Annotated in this window: 11 protein-coding genes and 1 pseudogene; 3 read left to right on the top strand and 9 right to left on the bottom strand. The window is 72.2% G+C overall.

The features are described from left to right. Positions 1 to 151: 151 nt before the first annotated feature. The 8 genes and pseudogenes from LNK82_RS25580 to LNK82_RS25545 form a co-directional block, all read right to left on the bottom strand. Positions 152 to 1,174: a hypothetical protein gene (locus tag LNK82_RS25580; protein WP_230569538.1), complete on the bottom strand. Its 1,023-nt coding sequence runs from the start codon at positions 1,172 to 1,174 to the stop codon at positions 152 to 154. Beyond that, the gene (locus LNK82_RS47880; protein WP_230569537.1) at positions 1,171 to 1,761 is read right to left on the bottom strand and encodes an RNA polymerase sigma factor; all 591 of its coding nucleotides are present in this window, start codon (positions 1,759 to 1,761) and stop codon (positions 1,171 to 1,173) included. The genes LNK82_RS25580 and LNK82_RS47880 overlap by 4 nt, the downstream gene beginning before the upstream one ends. Then, positions 1,758 to 2,048, bottom strand: coding sequence for a hypothetical protein (locus LNK82_RS25570; protein WP_230569536.1), 291 nt, complete (start codon positions 2,046 to 2,048; stop codon positions 1,758 to 1,760). Before LNK82_RS25570 ends, LNK82_RS47880 begins: the two co-directional genes overlap by 4 nt. Before the next feature lie 363 nt (positions 2,049 to 2,411). Beyond that, the gene (locus LNK82_RS25565; protein ID WP_230569535.1) at positions 2,412 to 2,870 is read right to left on the bottom strand and encodes a hypothetical protein; all 459 of its coding nucleotides are present in this window, start codon (positions 2,868 to 2,870) and stop codon (positions 2,412 to 2,414) included. Positions 2,871 to 3,430: 560 nt separating this feature from the next. Next, positions 3,431 to 4,200: pseudogene (locus LNK82_RS25560) on the bottom strand (CHAT domain-containing protein). Further along, the gene (locus tag LNK82_RS25555) at positions 4,137 to 6,275 is read right to left on the bottom strand and encodes a tetratricopeptide repeat protein (protein ID WP_230569533.1); all 2,139 of its coding nucleotides are present in this window, start codon (positions 6,273 to 6,275) and stop codon (positions 4,137 to 4,139) included. The pseudogene LNK82_RS25560 and the gene LNK82_RS25555 overlap by 64 nt, the downstream one beginning before the upstream one ends. A gap of 3 nt (positions 6,276 to 6,278) precedes the next feature. Continuing rightward, positions 6,279 to 7,190 (bottom strand): hypothetical protein, encoded by a 912-nt coding sequence (locus LNK82_RS25550; RefSeq protein WP_230569532.1) that lies wholly within the window; start codon positions 7,188 to 7,190, stop codon positions 6,279 to 6,281. 4 nt (positions 7,191 to 7,194) lie between these two features. Continuing rightward, on the bottom strand, positions 7,195 to 7,542 hold the full coding sequence (locus tag LNK82_RS25545) for a hypothetical protein (RefSeq protein WP_230569531.1): 348 nt from the start codon (positions 7,540 to 7,542) through the stop codon (positions 7,195 to 7,197). A 180-nt stretch (positions 7,543 to 7,722) separates the two neighbouring features. On the opposite strand from LNK82_RS25545, the gene LNK82_RS25540 reads away from it, so the two are divergent. Genes LNK82_RS25540 through LNK82_RS25530 form a run of 3 tightly spaced genes read left to right on the top strand, consistent with a single transcriptional unit; the run spans position 7,723 to position 14,843 of the window. Next, entirely contained in the window at positions 7,723 to 8,742 is a 1,020-nt protein-coding gene (locus LNK82_RS25540; protein ID WP_230569530.1) for a trypsin-like peptidase domain-containing protein, read from the top strand. A 6-nt stretch (positions 8,743 to 8,748) separates the two neighbouring features. After that, positions 8,749 to 9,822: an effector-associated domain EAD1-containing protein gene (locus LNK82_RS25535; protein ID WP_230569529.1), complete on the top strand. Its 1,074-nt coding sequence runs from the start codon at positions 8,749 to 8,751 to the stop codon at positions 9,820 to 9,822. Beyond that, positions 9,819 to 14,843: a CHAT domain-containing protein gene (locus tag LNK82_RS25530; RefSeq protein WP_230569528.1), complete on the top strand. Its 5,025-nt coding sequence runs from the start codon at positions 9,819 to 9,821 to the stop codon at positions 14,841 to 14,843. The genes LNK82_RS25535 and LNK82_RS25530 overlap by 4 nt, the downstream gene beginning before the upstream one ends. A 47-nt stretch (positions 14,844 to 14,890) precedes the next feature. Here LNK82_RS25530 and LNK82_RS25525 read toward each other — a convergent pair. After that, positions 14,891 to 15,415, bottom strand: a 525-nt coding sequence (locus LNK82_RS25525) for a hypothetical protein (RefSeq protein ID WP_230569527.1), incomplete at its 5' end; no start/stop codon positions are given.

Raw genomic sequence — 15,415 nt, 5'->3', positions numbered from 1 at the left:
GCCGGCACACGACGTCGGGACGGACATCGACGCGAACACCATGACGAACGTGGTGTACTGCGCGGCGGCCGAAGCAGGTCGAGGCATCCGCGGCGCGCGGTGACGCGGATGCCGGGCCGCGGCGTATCCGAACACATGGTGCGCTCCCGGGTCAGTGCGCCAACTCCCACTCCAACCTCAGCTCGGACCGGTCGACCTCCTCCGCGTCCGGGTTGCCGAGGCACCGGACCAAGGCGGCGCGGACCTCGGCAAGTACGTCCTCGCGGCTGCGTCGCCGATCGGTCGGGCACGACAGGACCAATCGCCAGTGATCGTCTACGACGTGGTGTCCCAGACGTACCGGCAGCATGTTCCCGTAAGACACCAGGTCAAGGTTCCGGTCGGCGTCGGTGACGGCGGCGAACAGCATCCGGTGTGCGTAGGTTCCCCTCAACCCGGTCCAGGGTGAACGCAGCCTCATGTCGGCCAGTTCGTTGCTGACCTCGATAATGCGGGAAAGTCGCGCCCGCGCGCGCGCCCCCTGCTCCTGAATGGCGCTCAGAGGTTCGGGCAAGGCGTTCAGACCCGGCAGGATCAACCTGCTCCGCCAGAGGTCGTGGGAGTCCTGCCCGGCATCGACGGCGTGGGAGGCACGGCTCCCGGCGGCTGCGACGATCGCGTCGGCCTTGGCCTGTGCGGTCGACAAGGTCTCGGCGGCCGCGGTCAGCGCCAAGGCCAGCACGGCCTGTGTGCGGCGGTGCGCGGCGGCGGCCTGGACGGCGTGGTCCTCGATGCCGCGCAGCAGTTCGGCGGTCTCCCATGCCCGGTGGGCGGTGAGGTCGCGCTCGGCCCGTGAGTCGGTGTGCCCGCCGTCCAGGGCGGTGCCCGTCACGGTGGCGGTGATCTCCGGGTCGCGAGTGGCCTCCAGCAGCGCGTCGACGGTCCGCAGCATCGCCTCGGCGTCGGCCGCCCGGTACCGGGCGGCCATCGCGAAGAACTCGCGGGCACGCTGCAGGTCGCCGTCGGCGAGGTGTTGTTCGCCCAGGACCATCGCGTCCTCGCCCAAACGCAGGGCGTCCAGGCCCGCCTTGCGGGCGGCGCTCTCCTCGGGGCTGCGCGCGGCGAGCCGGGCGCGGATCGCCGCCATGTCCAGGGGCGGGTTGTGCCCGTGGTCGGGCCGGTGGGTGCCGCTCATCGTGGGATCTCCCAACTCGTGCTCGGCGCGCGGTCGACGGACGCGGCGCCCAGGTGCTCGCGCAGGCGTGTCAACGCCCTGGCACGCAGCTTCTCCAGGCCGCTCAGGCTCATGCCCAGCTGGCGTGCGGCCTGGGGTTGGGACAGGCCCAGCACGTCGACCGCGACGATCACCCGTCGTTGTTTCCCGGTCAGCAGCCGGGGCAGCTCGGCCAGCAGCCGTTCGTGGTCGAGGCGGCCCAGCATGGCCAGGATCTCGTTGCCGCTGTCGGGGTCGACGTCGTTGAGCAGCACCTCGTTGTCTACCGCGACCGTGCTGGTCCGGCGCCGGTTCTGCTTGCTCCAGTGGTTCATCACGTCGTACTTGATCGACCGCTGGAGCATCACGGCGACCTCGTCGGGGTCCATGCCGCCGGCGTCGGGATGGTGCTCGATCAGGTCCACGATCGCGTCCTGGACGAACTCCTCGACCAGATCGGGCTCACCGGACAGCGCGCCCCGCGCGTAGCGCCGGACCTGGGGCAGCACCGTGGTCAGGACCGCCGCCAGCCCGTCGTCCGGACCGGTGGCGGCGGACGGCGGGGTCACGCGCTCGCGTCCTCCCCCGCCACGTGACCACGGCCTTCGGCGGCCGCGGTCGGACGCACGGTCATCGACCACCGCGACCCGTCGTTCTCCGCGACCGTGATCTCGGCGCCCACGCCGGTCCCGCCCAACACCCCGGCCAACTCCACCATCGTCCTGCCGCGAACCCTGGCGCGCGAGGTCCGGCCCCGCTGCGCCACCACCTCCCCGACCACCTCCGTCACACCCGTACCGCGCACCGGGCCGAACGGCCAGCCCGGATCCAGGTTCCCGACGTCCGTCGTGTTCATGACCGCTCTCCCCCATCCGAGCCGGCGGGCGCCGACACCCTGCACCTCCCGCCACGACGACCAACCCCGCACATCCGCGGTGCAGTACTCACTGCACCGCAGAGAACGCCTGGGTCGAAGTCCTCTCCGCGTTCATCCGCAGCACCACACCACGAACCCCGGCCCCCGACGGGACGTCCGGCCGCGGACGACCTCGCCACCCAACAGCGGCTTCTCGTCCGGGCCCTTGACGTACGGGCCCCGGTGGATGACCGTGTGACGACCGCCGCGGTGCACCGGTGCGGGCGCCCGAAGACGACGTCGACCGGCAGCACGTAGCCGGCCCGCCTGGAACACGTAGCCCCGCCCGCCGGCCAGGTCGACTCAGTCGTCGCCGGTCCGCTCCCGGCGCACGGCCGCGCCGAGCTTCACCGCGGCCAGCACGACGGCGCCGAGCATCACGACGCACGTGCCCACCACCGTCCACACCGCCACCGGCTGCGGCAACCGCATGAGGACGACGGCGGTGAAGGCCAGCAGGGGCACCATCAACGACGCCGAGCGACCCATCAACCGCAACGCCCGGTTGGTTCGGCGCTCGTCGGCCACCACGTACCGGAGCAGCTCCACCAACTCTGCCAAGCCCGACCTGTGGATCGTGCTGATGTTGACGTCGCCGCGCGAAAAGTGGCCGGCCATCTCGACCGGGGGAGTCTGGGCGGAGGCGACACCGCCGGCCCTGGCCACACGGGCGTCCGCGACCTCCCCGGACAGCCGCGACCACAGCTCCATCACGTCGACGACCTGCTCCTCGCGGACGCTGCACGCCCGCAGGAACGCCATGACCTGATCCGAGACCGGGACGGGAAGTTCCCAGCCCTGTTCGACGCCGTACTCGCCGACGCGAACGTCCAGGTCGTCCTCAGCGGTGTCCGCATCCCGCGGATGAACGCGATCATGGAACGCTGGATCCGCAGCTGCCGCCACGAACTCCTCGACCGCACTCTCATCTGGAACCAACCGCACCTACTTCACGCCCTGCACGAGTACGAGAAGTTCTACAACCCACCGACCCCACCAAGGCATCCACAACGCACGACCACTACACGCCCTACCACCACCCATCACCGACCAAGCAGCGCTCACCCATCTCGACATCCGCCAACGACAGCGGCTGGGCGGAATCCTCAACGAGTACTACCACGCTGCCTGACCGGCACGGACGACGTGTTCGGCAGGCACACCCTTCACCTCGCCGGGTCAAATCGGCGCGTCTTCGGTCGCAGGAGCCTACGGTTCGACACGACGAAGGCCGCCCCGCCGAACGACGGCAGGGTCAACTTATCGCGCCCGCGGGAACTGCGTTGCCGGGTGCCGGAGACGATCGGTTGCGCACATCCCCGTCACGGGCCGCTGTGGATGAAGGAGGCCCAGAGGTCCGGACGGTCGGGGTGCTGGTCCTTGAGTCCTCGGACAACGCGGTGCAGGGCCGGTGCGAAGTCGTGGGGTTCGGGCGAGGGTGGCAGTTCGCGGTAGAAGGTTGCGGCGGCGTCGGACGCGACGTTGTCGGCCAGCGGCCAGAGGCTGCCGATGACGTGGCGGTACCCGGCCAGGTGGACGCCGAGACCAGGTGGATCGCCTCGTCCGCGTGCCACAGGCTGGTGCGGGCGGTCGAGCAGGCCGACAGGTAGGCCAGTTCCGCCCGGTCGAGCCGCAACCGGGTGATCCGGCCGATCGGCAGCCGGCCGTCGTGCAGGTGCAGGCCGCCGTGTGAGGGTGCGGTCGGGTCGGTGTCGGCGTGGCAGGCGAAGTGCGTCCAGGTGCTCGTGGTGAGGGCGGTCAGCACGCGGGCGGCCGTGGCGTCCTCGTCGAGCAGCACGAGCCGGTCGGGTGCGTCGTCGGCGAACGCGTCGGCTTCGGCGACGGTCGCCGGCAGCGGGGGCAGGCCGGGCGTGGAGGACAGCGCGACGACCAACTGGCGGCGAGTGGAGGCGGGCGGTCTGCGGTGCGTGTGGGCCAGCGCGCGAAGGGTCGGCGTGTAGGAGGACACGGCCCGGTCGAGCATCCCTGGCCGCCCCCGGTGACCCGCGGCGTGCAGGGGGAGCAGGCTCAACGGTCCGATGGGGAGCCACCACACGCGCGTGAGCCGATCGGCGGGCAGCGAGTCGACCACCGGTCCCGCGACGGTGTCCCACAGCCAGGCGAGCACGTCCCCGGTGGTCCGCCGGGCCCGCGGGCTCGCGGCCCACGACCCGGTCGCCGCGGTGGCCTCGCCGAGCTGCTCCACCCAGGTGAGCGCGTCGCCGTGGCGGAGGTCCGGCAGCCGAACGGGCACCGGGTCACCCTGGGCACCCACGAGAAGCGCGTCGCCACGGGCGTCGGCGGCGTTGACGAGCACCACCACACCGTCAGTGGGAGCGGCAGCAGGAACCGCGAGCACCCAGGCAGCTCGCGGACCGCGGCGACCAACGCCTCGTAGTCTCGCCACCGCCGAGCGAGTTCGGCCGGGCCCGCGTCCTCGTCCGACCTGGCGACCCGGTCCCGTGCCCACCGCACCCGCCCGGCCAACGCCGGATCGACGTCGGCGAGTCCCTCCAGGTCCGTGCGCAGGTCGAGGGCGGCAGAGAACAGCACACCGCGCCCCAGCTCGGCGACCTCCACCGCGCGCACCGCGTCACCGACGGACAGGTGGGCGGCCACCGCCTCGCTGACCAGCCCCGCGTGCCCGGCCAGGGCGAACTCCCGGTCGTCCTGGGTCAATTCACTCGGGGCGACAGAGGGCAGCGCCCGCACCGCGGCGTCGAGTGCCCTGGCCGCGTCAACGTGCTCGCCGATGGCGTTGGCCAGCGCACCCACCAGGTGGCCGACCTGTACCCCGTGATACGCGGATCTCGGTGTAGCGCCGTCGATCCAGTCGACCACGTGGCGCAGTTCAGCGGAGCCGACCCGGTGCCCGGTCGCGTCGAACCGCGCCCGGTACGTCCGGCACAGCTCGGCGATCAACACCATGTGGTCGGGGTGGTCCGGTGAGCTCGCCACGACCGCGCGTTCCCCGAGCAGCACGGCGCGTTCGAGGTGTGCCGCATCGGAGGTGCGCTCGTACTTCTTCAGGTACGCGACGCCGAGGTTCGACAGCCACCGGGGCAGCTGCCGGTGGTCCCCGGGTGTGGCGGCGAGCACCTGCTCCCCCAGCGCGATGGCCTCGTCGAGGTCGCCCGCGTCCTGGCTGCGCCGGTACAGCTCCATGCGGGTGTTGAGGAGATTGGTCCGCCACAGCAGGCTGTTCGGGTGCCGCGCCGGAGTCGCCGCCACCGCGCGCTCACCGACGTCCACCGCGGCGCGGAGGTCGGCCGCCAGGCCGGTGCGCTGTGCCCGCCTGCGCAGCACAATGCCCAGGTTGGACAGGTACCCCACCCGGTCCGGGTGGTCGGGCGGAGTGCGTTCGACCGCCCGCCCCAGGAGGTCGACCGCGTGGTCCAGGTCCGCCGCCGCGCCGAGGTGCGAGTAGCGCTTGAGGAAGACCAGCGCGAGGTTGGAGAGCCGGCCGACGAGCGTGGGGTCGTCACCGACGGTCGCGGCAACGGCCTGTTCGCCGACGACCACGGCCTCGTCGAGGTCGTCGAGCCGGCCGGTCGCGTCGAAGCGCTGTTGGCGGGCCGCGCACAGCGCGGTGAGCGCGATCGGGAGCGAAGCCGCGCCGCCGGGCATGGCGGCCACCGCCCTGGCTCCGATCTCGACGGCGCGATCGAGGTGGCCGAGGTCGCCGAAGCGGTCGTAGGCCATCCGATGGGCGTTGGCCAGGTTCGCCGACCTCCCGCCGACCTGCTCGCCGCCCGGCTCGGACGCCGCGACGGCCGCCTCGAAGGCCTCGATGCTCCGCCGGAGGTGCCCGGCCCCTTCGAACCTCTCGAACGCCTGCCAGTGCGCGCAGCCGACCTCGTTGTAGTACGTCGGGAGGTCGGGGTCGTCGGGTTCCAGGGCGGCCAGCGCCTCCTCGGCGAAGTCGACCGCCACGCGGACGTCGTCGTCGTTCCCGAGCCGTTCGGCACGCAGCCGCAGCACGAACGCCAGGGTGACCGCCACCAGCGGCCGGTGGGGCTTCCCCACCGCGGTGATGTCGACGGCCCGCCGCGCGGAGTCGACCGCCCGTCGCAGCGCGCCGAGGTCACCGGTCTGCTGGAAGGCGGTCGCCGCGGCGACCGACTCCTGCACCCGCCAACTCGCGCGCGCCCGGTTCCACAACGCCATCCGTCACCGCCCCTTCCGCACCAGCGAGGTGATCCGGGCGCCGTGTTCGGGAGTCAGCGGCCCCACCGCGCCTTCCTCGACGACACCCAACGCGATACCGAGGTCGCGGCCGTGCAGGTCGACGGCCGCCTCCGACAGCGCGGTGAGATCCGTGACGGCGCCGCGGGCCCGCGCCCAGCCGGTGGCACCGACGACCAAGCCGACGGCGAAGGCCGGCCACCAGCGGACGCCGAGGGCGAACAGCGGCCAAGCCCACGCCGCGACCGCGATCCCGGCGGCGAACGAGGCGTGGGTCGTGGTGATCTCGGCACGCGTGGTCTCCGGCAGCACGAGCCACAGCCGCGGCCAGGCGAAGATCAGGTCGAGGCCGTAGCGGTTGCGCGCGACGGCCTCCACGGCGTGCACCCTGTCCCCCATCCAGGTCGCGCTACCCGGCTCGGCCATCGCCAGCGCGTTGACCCTGGCGGCGGCCCGGTCGACCGCGCGCTGCTGGGCCGCGGTGCGGGTGCCCGACGGGTGTTCCCGTTCCAGCTCGCGCCGCTTCGCGACCCTCCGGTGCCAGCGGGTGCGCCGCCGCCCGGTGCGCCACCGGACGAGGGGGGTCAACGGCCACGGCCACGTGCCGAGGAAGACTCGCCTGGTCACGCCAGCCATCGCCTGGACCACCAGGCCGACCGCGCTCGCCGCGATGAGCAGCCCCACAACGACCGACGCCTGCCCGCCGCCCGACAGCTTCCCTACCGCGGCGGCCCGGTCGGTCAGGTGTCGTGCCGCCCTCGTCCAGTCCAGCGCGTGCCCGTGCCCCAGGTGGAGCCCGAGCACGGCGGCCACGACGAACAGCGCTCCCGGCACGAGGAGCAGGCCGACCCACCGCTCGGCCAGCTTCTTCGCCAGCTCCTGGAAGAAGCCGCTCATCGGGTTACCGGCGCTTCATCGCGGCGCCGAGGACCAGGCAGCGCGGCACCGGCCCGGCGGGCACCGGCACGCTCGTCCGGTCGCACGCGTCGTCCGGGCAGCCGAACGACTCCTCGTCGGCCTGCCCCGCGCCCATCCCCGGCAGACCACCGCTCAGCTGGCGCGTCGCCTCGTCACCACCGCCGTCGAGCAGTTGGTCCAGCAACGCCAGCACGGGTCGGCGCGCGCGTGCCTCCTCCTCGACCCGTGCCAGCAGCCGTCGGGCGCTCTCGGGTTGGTAGCGGCACTCTTCGCGCAGTGCCGGCAATTCGGCGCACAACGCGGTCAGCGCCATTCTCTCGGCCGGGTCCACACCAGCTCCGTTCTCGTCCGCGGGTGGTCCCTACGAACATCGCCCGATCGGCGCACGGCGTAACCGCCACAGGTCAGCACGGTGCGTTTCGATCGCATCCAGCGACCTAGGTCGTCTGTTCGGGTGAGAACGGATCCCTGCGGCTAACGCACTGACCACCAGGTGTGATCATACGGAACGATGTCCCCCTTGCTGACCCATCCGCTGGACTGGACCGACGTCCGCGTGCAGGAGCTGCGTGACGCCCTGAGCACGACGATCTACCGCGAGTCGGAGGCCGAAGCCGTCGTGCGCGAGGCGGGCCTCTCACCGGGTGTGATCCGTTGGGGCCAACCGGCGCGCACGCTCTGGCTGGACGTGCTGAACGAGGCCGCGATGCACCTGGTGCTCACCGACCTGCTGCACGCGGCGGCCCGCAGCCGTCCCGTGCTCGCTCAGCGGGTGACCGAACTGCTGGCCGCCACGCCGCGGGTCGCGGCGCCGTCGCAGGACGCCGGTGACTTTCGGTGGCGCGGTACGGGCGACGAGCGGCAGATCGTGGACGGGCAGGAGACGCTGCTCGACATCGCCTTCCTCCAGCACGGTCTGGACCGCGCACGCGCGGTGTGCCTGCTGCGGGTCGAGGCGGGCGGGCGGAGCTACCATGGCACCGGATTCCGGGTCGGCGAACGCGTGCTGCTGACCAACCACCACGTCCTGCTCCCGAGGGACGTGCCGGCGTCGGGCGTGGTCGCGGAGTTCGGCTACGAGGTGGACACCAGCGGTGTGCTGCGGGAGCCGCTGGTCGTCGAGTGCGACCCCGCGACGGTGGTGGGCGAGCGGCCTGACGACTTCGCCGTCATCACCACCTCGGTCCCGTTGCCGGAAGACGTGCCGATCCTGCCGCTGTCCTCGGGCGCGCGACCCGAGGTGGACGACCGGGTCGCCATCATTCAGCACCCCGGAGGGTTGCCGAAGAAGATCGCCCTGCACCACAACCTCGTCCGTTACGCCGACGACGAGGTGGTGCAGTACTGGACCGACACCAAGGCGGGGTCGTCCGGCTCGCCCGTCTTCGACGAGCGGTGGCGCGTGGTGGCGCTGCACCACCGGTGGGTCGCCTCGCCCGAGCAGGACGGCGTCGCCTACCGCAACCAGGGCCGCGCCATCGCGCGGGTCGTCGAGCGACTGGACGCGCTCGGCGTCGACTTGCGGGCGTGAGCGACGATGCGGTGGGTCCGGTCACCCGACTGGCACGACGCGACCGCGCAGCGCCTGCACCGGACGTTGCAGGCGGCGATGTGGCAGCAGCCGCAACTCCAGGAGGTGTGGCTCGTCATCGGCATGCCTCCCGCCGAGGTCGCCTGGGACCAGCCCGCGGCGAGCCTGTGGCCGACCCTCACCCGTGACGCCTCCGACGCCGGCAAGCTCGAACACCTGATCCGAGCGGTGCGGGACCGCGTGCCCGCGGTCGCCGCCGAGTTGGACCAGGTGCTCGCCGCGCGGAACCTCACCACGCAGTGGTACGTGCCACTGCACCGGCACCTGTCGGTGCTCATCGGCCCGGGGTCCAAGCGGGCGGTGATCGACCGGGACGGCCTGCGCCGCAGCGTGCTGCGGATGCTCAAGGACGAGTACCCGGTGCTCGCGATCACCGGCGACCCGGGTTCCGGCAAGTCCTACAGCCGCCACCTGATCCAGCACATCCTCCACGACCCGTCGCTGAGCTGCGACTTCGTCGTCATCGACGTCGAGGAGGACTGGTACGACGACGTGCGCGCGGCCGACCTGGTGTCGACCCTGGCCACCCGGCTCGACCTGGGGCGGCTCGACCCGGTCGACGAGCACGTCGAGCAGTCCCGCGCGGTGCGGGACCTGGTGCACCAGTTCGTGGGCAGGTTCCGGCGACTGCCGCCACGCCTGCGGTGGCTGTTCATCGACGGCTTGGACCGGCCCTGGGTGCGGCCGTGCGTCCACCTCGCCGTGGCCCGGCTCGCCAAGGAGATCGAGGCGGGCCAACTGCAGGACACGCGGCTCGTGGTCACGGGGCACCCCGGCGACTTCTCCCCGGACGTGCTCGACGTACTGCTGGTCGAATCGCTGGACGGCATCACCGAGAAGCACCTGCACGACTTCTTCCAGGAGGTCGCGACCACGGTGGGCGCCCCGCTCACCGCGGACGAGGTGTCCTCGATCGTGGCCGACGTACTGACGGAGACGGACCTGTCGGACCTTCGGGCAGTGGGCGCGTCCGTCGGTCGGGCGGCGCACGCCCGGTTCGCCCCGAAGGTGACCGCGTGAACCACACCGCCACGCTCGACCTCGACCAGCTCCGCCTCCGGGCGAGCCTGCTGTCCCACTACGAGCTGTCGTGGATCGGCACGGGTACGGAAGGCGAGGCACTGCTCGCCGAGTCCACCCGCGTGCTCGTCGGCGGTGTGCGCCACTGGATGCTGGACGACTCGGTGCGGCGGTCGGTGACGAGCCGGGCGACGTTCGACGAGTTGCGCGCGGCGTGGAGCCGGTTGGCCTACCGCCCCTCCGACGCCCGCCAGCGCGCGATCGACCGCGTCGTCGGCGCGCGCGCCGCGGTTCGCCCGGAAGAACTCGGCACGACCGACCTGCGCGCGATGGCCTGGTTGTCCCGGTGGCTGGGCGACCACGTGCCGATCGGCGCGGAGGTGCACCGCGCGCTCGCGCACGCCGAGCTGCTGGAACCGCTGCGGGCCCTAGGCGACGAGCACTTCGTCGGCCGCGAGGAGATGCTGTCACTGCTGTGGGCGCACTTCCTGCGTCCCGGCCCACCACTGCTCCTGCACGGTGTCGGCGGCATCGGCAAGTCCGCGCTGCTCGCGCGCCACGTCCTGCGCATCGGCTCCGACGGCCTGGTCTGCTACCTCAACTTCGACCAGAGCGAGCTCGATCCGCGGTACCCCGCCAGCGTGGTCGCCGCGATGGCGCACCAACTGGCCGCCCAGACCGGCGAGAACCGGTTCGACCGCCTGCTCACCGGCGCCCGAGACCTGCTGCGCGGTGGCGACAAGCTGCACGAGACGAGCATCCGTTCGCTGCACCAGGGGAGGTCGCACGACCACCTGCTCCGCTTGCTGGAGTCCGGCCTGTCGGGCGAGCGGGTCCTACTGGTCCTGGACACGTTCGAAGAGGTGCAGCGCCGCGACCGCGAAGTCCAGCGGTCGTTCGCCACCTTCCTCACCGAGGTCGCCGAGGCGCTGCCGCGCCTGTCCATCGTGCTGGGCGGGCGGTCCCCCGCCCCGGACCTGTCGTTGCGCGCGGTACAAGTTCCTCTGCTCGATCCCGACGAGGCGATCGCGCTGCTCCGGTCGCTGCTGCCCTTCGACCTCGCGGCCGACGAGGCGGCGCGGGTGGTCGACGCGGTGCGCCCGAGCCCCCTGTGCGTCCGGCTCGCCGCGGGCATCCTGCGCAAGCACCCCGCGGACGACCCGTTCCGCGAGGTCGCCGTGCGGCTCGGCGCGATCGAGGGCGAGCTGTACCACCGGCTGCTCGGCTACATCGACAACCCGAAGGTGCGCAGGCTCGCCCACCCGGGGCTCACCCTCCGCCGCGTCACCCCCGACCTGATCCGCACGGTGCTGTCCGTGCCGTGCCGGGTCGCCGTGCCCGACCGGGCCACGGCGCAACTGCTGTTCGACGAACTCGCCCGCGAGGCCATGCTCGTCGACCGGGCGCCGGGCGGGTTGGTGCACCGCAAGGACGTCCGGCAGATGATGCTGCCCCGCCTCAGCGCCGACGATCCCCGCACCGTCGCGGACATCCACCGACGTGCCATCACCTACTACCGCGCCCGCGGGGGAGACGCGGACCGCACCGAGGAGCTGTACCACCGCCTAATGCTCGGGCAGGAGCGTACCCGGCTGGAGCAGCGCTGGGCCGACGCCGCCCTGCCGGGGCTGCTCCCCTCGTTCGACGAGTTCCCGCCCACCTCGAAGGCGTACCTGGCGACCAAGGCGCCCGGCCTGGGCCTGTCCGAGGAAGACCTGGGTGCCGCCGAAGCGGTGGACCGGCGCGAGCAGGTGCTGCGCCGCGCGCGCCACCTGGTACGTGACCGGAAGCTCGACGAGGCGCTCCGGCTCGTCGAGACGCACCGGTTCAGGTACGGCGACCGGTCGTTCGAGATCATCGACCTGCTGGTGCAGGTGTTGGAGCACCTGCACCGCTACGACGAGGCGCTGGCCGAGGTGTGGGACGCGCGGGACCACTCGTCGGATTCCGGGACGCCGCTGGAGTTCTACGCGCTCACGTTCCACGTCATCCGGCTCGCCGAGCTGACCAACGACCTCGAAGAGTCCCGGGACGAAGCGCTCGCGGCCCTCCGCACCGTGGACACCGCGCCGGACACCACCGACTTCCGGCTCATCCGGCTGAGGCTCGTCGTGCAGTGCCTGCGCCTGGTGCGACGCGGCCTCGACACGGACCCGTTCACCGCCGAGGGGTTGGCCGACGAAGCGGTGGGCCTGTACCGACGCCTGAGCCCACGGATGATCCGGCGCGTGCCCGGCCTCCTGCGCGACCTCGCCGGCGAGGTCGGCGAGCGCGATCCGGGACTGCTGCGCACCGCGATCCGTTCGATCGGTCTCGACCCCCGCGACATGCCCGACATCCTGGCGGCGTTCGACGGCGAACAGCCATCGAGCCTGTTCCCGTCGCCCCAGGACGACACTGATCGCTACTCGTTCGCGGATCGGCTCGCTGATCTCGCGGACGAAAGGTTGCTGTCCACACGTGTCGCCGAGGTCGTGGCCGAGACCTACCGGCAGGGAACCGATGACGCCGTGTTCGGTGAGGTGGACAGCGAACTCGCGCTCTCGCACCGACCTGAGCCGGCCTTCGACGCGGTGCTTCCCGCGGATCGTCCCGACGTACTGACAAAGGCCAGGGAAGCCGGCGCGCAAGGCCGGCACGTCCACGCCCTGCGGCTTCTCAAACGAGCAGCGCACAGCGCCGCTACCGACACCGACTCGCGCGCCCTGATCACCATGGCCCTCGCCGCGGCGCAAGCCGAGGTCGGGGACATCGCAGCAGCCGTCGAGTTCGCCTCGCGCGCGAACGAACTGGCCGCCGGCGGACCGAACGCGGCACTGGTCGAAGCACAGTACGCGATGGTGCTGCACCGGGTCGACCGATCAGCAGCAGCCCTCGATCACTACGACAACGCCCTGAGCCTCATGCGGCGGTCGGTGGCGATCACCGATACCGCGGTGGCGAGCACGACTCTCGACCGCGGGCTCGCACGGCTTGCCGTCGGCGATGTCGAAGGCGCGGTCACCGACTTCACGGTCGTCGCCGGGGTACCAGGCCGCCCCGAGTTGCGGGCGCGCGCACTGGCGAACCTGGGCAACGCCGCCCGACTCGGCGGCGACCTACCCGCGGCCCTCGCCTGGCACGAGCGAGCCGAGCGGGTGCTGCGGGACGCCAGGATCGCCGTATTCCCCGATTCCCGACTCGACTTCGCCGAAGCGCTGCTGGACGCCGGACTCGCGGACGAGGCCGCCATGCGGCTCCGCGATGTGCTCATGCACCTGCGGATGGCGAAACTCGGCATCGACGTGGCCGTGGCCGAACAACGCTTGGCCGTGGCCGAACTTCTGCTCGGTGACTACGCCCAAGCCGGCGTGCACGCCGCGGCGGCTCGCCGCCGGTTCACCCGTCGTGGTGCACAGCATTGGGCAACCCTGGCAAGGCTCACCGAGCTCCGGATCCACCTCGCCCGGGATCGGTCGACGGCGGCGATCCAGCACCGTGCCGTCGAGCTGGCGGACGAGCTCGCCTCGCAGGGCCTGCCGGACGAGGCCGGGGTGGCGAGGCTGCTCGCCGCCCGCGTCGCGATCCGCCGTCGGGCGTTGGCCGAGGCGGAGGAGTTGATCCGAGCGGTACCCCCGCCGGGGTGGCAGGCGCCGGTGGACTGCCGGGTGCTGTGGCGGCTGTGCCGAGCCGAACTCGCGGTCGCTTCCGGCAAGCGAGCCCGTGCGCTGAACGAGGTGCGCCACGGGTACGCCGAGGTCAGCGGCCGCCCGGAGCGGCTCGGCACGCTGGACCTGCCCACCGGAACCGTCGTGCACTGGCCCGAACTGGCCCAGCTAGGGGTGGACATCACCGCGGAGCACACCGACACGGCGTTGTTCGACTCGCTGGAGCGGGCCAAGTCCCCGATCCACCACCACGGCCCGGCACCGACGAGCGAGGAGGTCGTCCGCGCACGCACCTTGAGCAGGCTGCGTCAGCAGCGCAGGTTCGAGGGCCGCAGGGTCGAAGGCCTCGGGGTGCGTGGGAACCGGGTGCCGCGGGACGCTTGGACGCGCCACGCCCGGCCCGCACCGCTGAGCGCCGTGACCGGGAGGCTGGGCGATCGGGCCTTGGTCGGCTACGGGGTCACCCGGGACTCGCTGGTCGCGATCGTCGCCGTGGGCGCCCTGGTCCGATCGGTCCGGCTCGGGTCGGCCGAGCGGGCTGCGGAGAACGCCCGGATGCTCACCGCCGACCTGAACGCCTTGGCGCCCGACCACCTGCCACCAGCGTTGATCAGCGTACTCTCGGCATCGGCGCGCAAGCGGGCCGATCAGCTCGACACCCAGTTGATCCGGCCCCTGGCCGACCTGATCGGCGAACGGGAACTGGTCGTCGTGCCCACCGGCGCGCTGCACGCGGTGCCCTGGGGCGTGCTGCCCACGCTGCACGGTCGTCCCGTGGTGGTTGCACCCTCGGCCACCGCCTGGCTGGCCGCCGACCGCGCCGAAAGCTCCCCGGCCGGACCGACCGTGCTGCTCCGCGGCCCCGGGATGCCCGCGTACGCCGGCGAGATCGACCACCTGCGTGGTTACTACCGCACCGCGACGTCGGTGACCGGCGACCGGGCCACGGTGGCCGCGGCGCTGGACGCCTTCGACGGGGCCGGGATCGTGCACGTCGCCGCACGCGGCGTGCACGAACCGACGAGCCCTCTGTTCTCCCACCTCGAACTCGTCGACGGCCCGCTCTTCGCCCACCAGTTGACCGGCCTGACCACGCCTCCTCGCCATGTGGTGCTCGCGGCGTACGCACCCGACCTCGGCCGCATCCACCGCGGCGACGATCCGCTGGGCTTCGCCGGTGCGCTGCTGGCCGGTGGTACGCGGACCGTCGTCGCACCGCTGTGCGGCGTCGGCGATCAGGTGTGCGCCGCGACCATGGCCGACTACCACCGCAACCTGGCCGCCGGCGCGCGTCCCGTCGAGGCACTCGCCGACGCCGTCGCCGTCGCCCCCCTGCGCAGGCCCTTCGTCTGCCTCGGCAGCGGGCAGAGCTGACCGGCGCCGTACCGGTTCGGCCGCGGCGTCGGACGGCGGTTGTGTGATCAGCGCACCGGCACGGGCGTGGCGGTGCTGGTGAGGATGGGCAGATGCGTGCTCGACTGCGTCGTGGACGGCATGGTCGTCATGGTCGTGGTGGACGGGGGCGTGGTCGACGGCGTCGTCGTCGGCGTGGACGTGGGGGTCGGGCGGAGCGACGGGTAGTCCTTGCACACGGGGTTGTCGGCGAACTGCTTCTTGGTGTCGGTGGTGCGCTGCTCGACCTGCTCGCGCTCGATCTTCACCACTTCCCAGGCGGTCTTCAGCCGCTCCAGCTCCTCGCGGGAGATCACACCGCTGCCCGCGAGCTTCAGCGCCGCGTCGTACTCGTCCTTGGCCAGCCGTTCGAGCTCCCGGCGGTGGGCGAGCTCGTCCAGCAGGCGGTTGAGTTCCAGGGACAGGGTGACTTTGCGTGTCAGAAGTGACCGCGTCTGTCGGTCAGCGGTGACCGCGCCCGCTGTCGGCGAAGGTGTGTGTCGGTGAGATTTGACCGCAGGGGGTTGCTTGCGGTGGGAGGATCGGTGTGCTCC

This window comes from Saccharothrix luteola (assembly GCF_020859565.1).
Lineage (GTDB): Bacteria > Actinomycetota > Actinomycetes > Mycobacteriales > Pseudonocardiaceae > Actinosynnema > Actinosynnema luteola.
Note: the sequence above shows the minus strand (reverse complement) of the source record. Positions and strands in the feature narration are given on the sequence as shown.

What these genes read in the sequence shown, in the direction of transcription:
- LNK82_RS25580 (WP_230569538.1), bottom strand. Translation starts at nt 1,174, where the DNA reads ATGAGCGGCACCCACCGGCCCGACCACGGGCACAACCCGCCCCTGGAC.
- LNK82_RS25570 (WP_230569536.1), bottom strand. Translation starts at nt 2,048, where the DNA reads ATGAACACGACGGACGTCGGGAACCTGGATCCGGGCTGGCCGTTCGGC.
- LNK82_RS25565 (WP_230569535.1), bottom strand. Translation starts at nt 2,870, where the DNA reads ATGGCGTTCCTGCGGGCGTGCAGCGTCCGCGAGGAGCAGGTCGTCGAC.
- LNK82_RS25555 (WP_230569533.1), bottom strand. Translation starts at nt 6,275, where the DNA reads ATGGCGTTGTGGAACCGGGCGCGCGCGAGTTGGCGGGTGCAGGAGTCG.
- LNK82_RS25550 (WP_230569532.1), bottom strand. Translation starts at nt 7,190, where the DNA reads ATGAGCGGCTTCTTCCAGGAGCTGGCGAAGAAGCTGGCCGAGCGGTGG.
- LNK82_RS25540 (WP_230569530.1), top strand. Translation starts at nt 7,723, where the DNA reads ATGTCCCCCTTGCTGACCCATCCGCTGGACTGGACCGACGTCCGCGTG.
- LNK82_RS25535 (WP_230569529.1), top strand. Translation starts at nt 8,749, where the DNA reads ATGCGGTGGGTCCGGTCACCCGACTGGCACGACGCGACCGCGCAGCGC.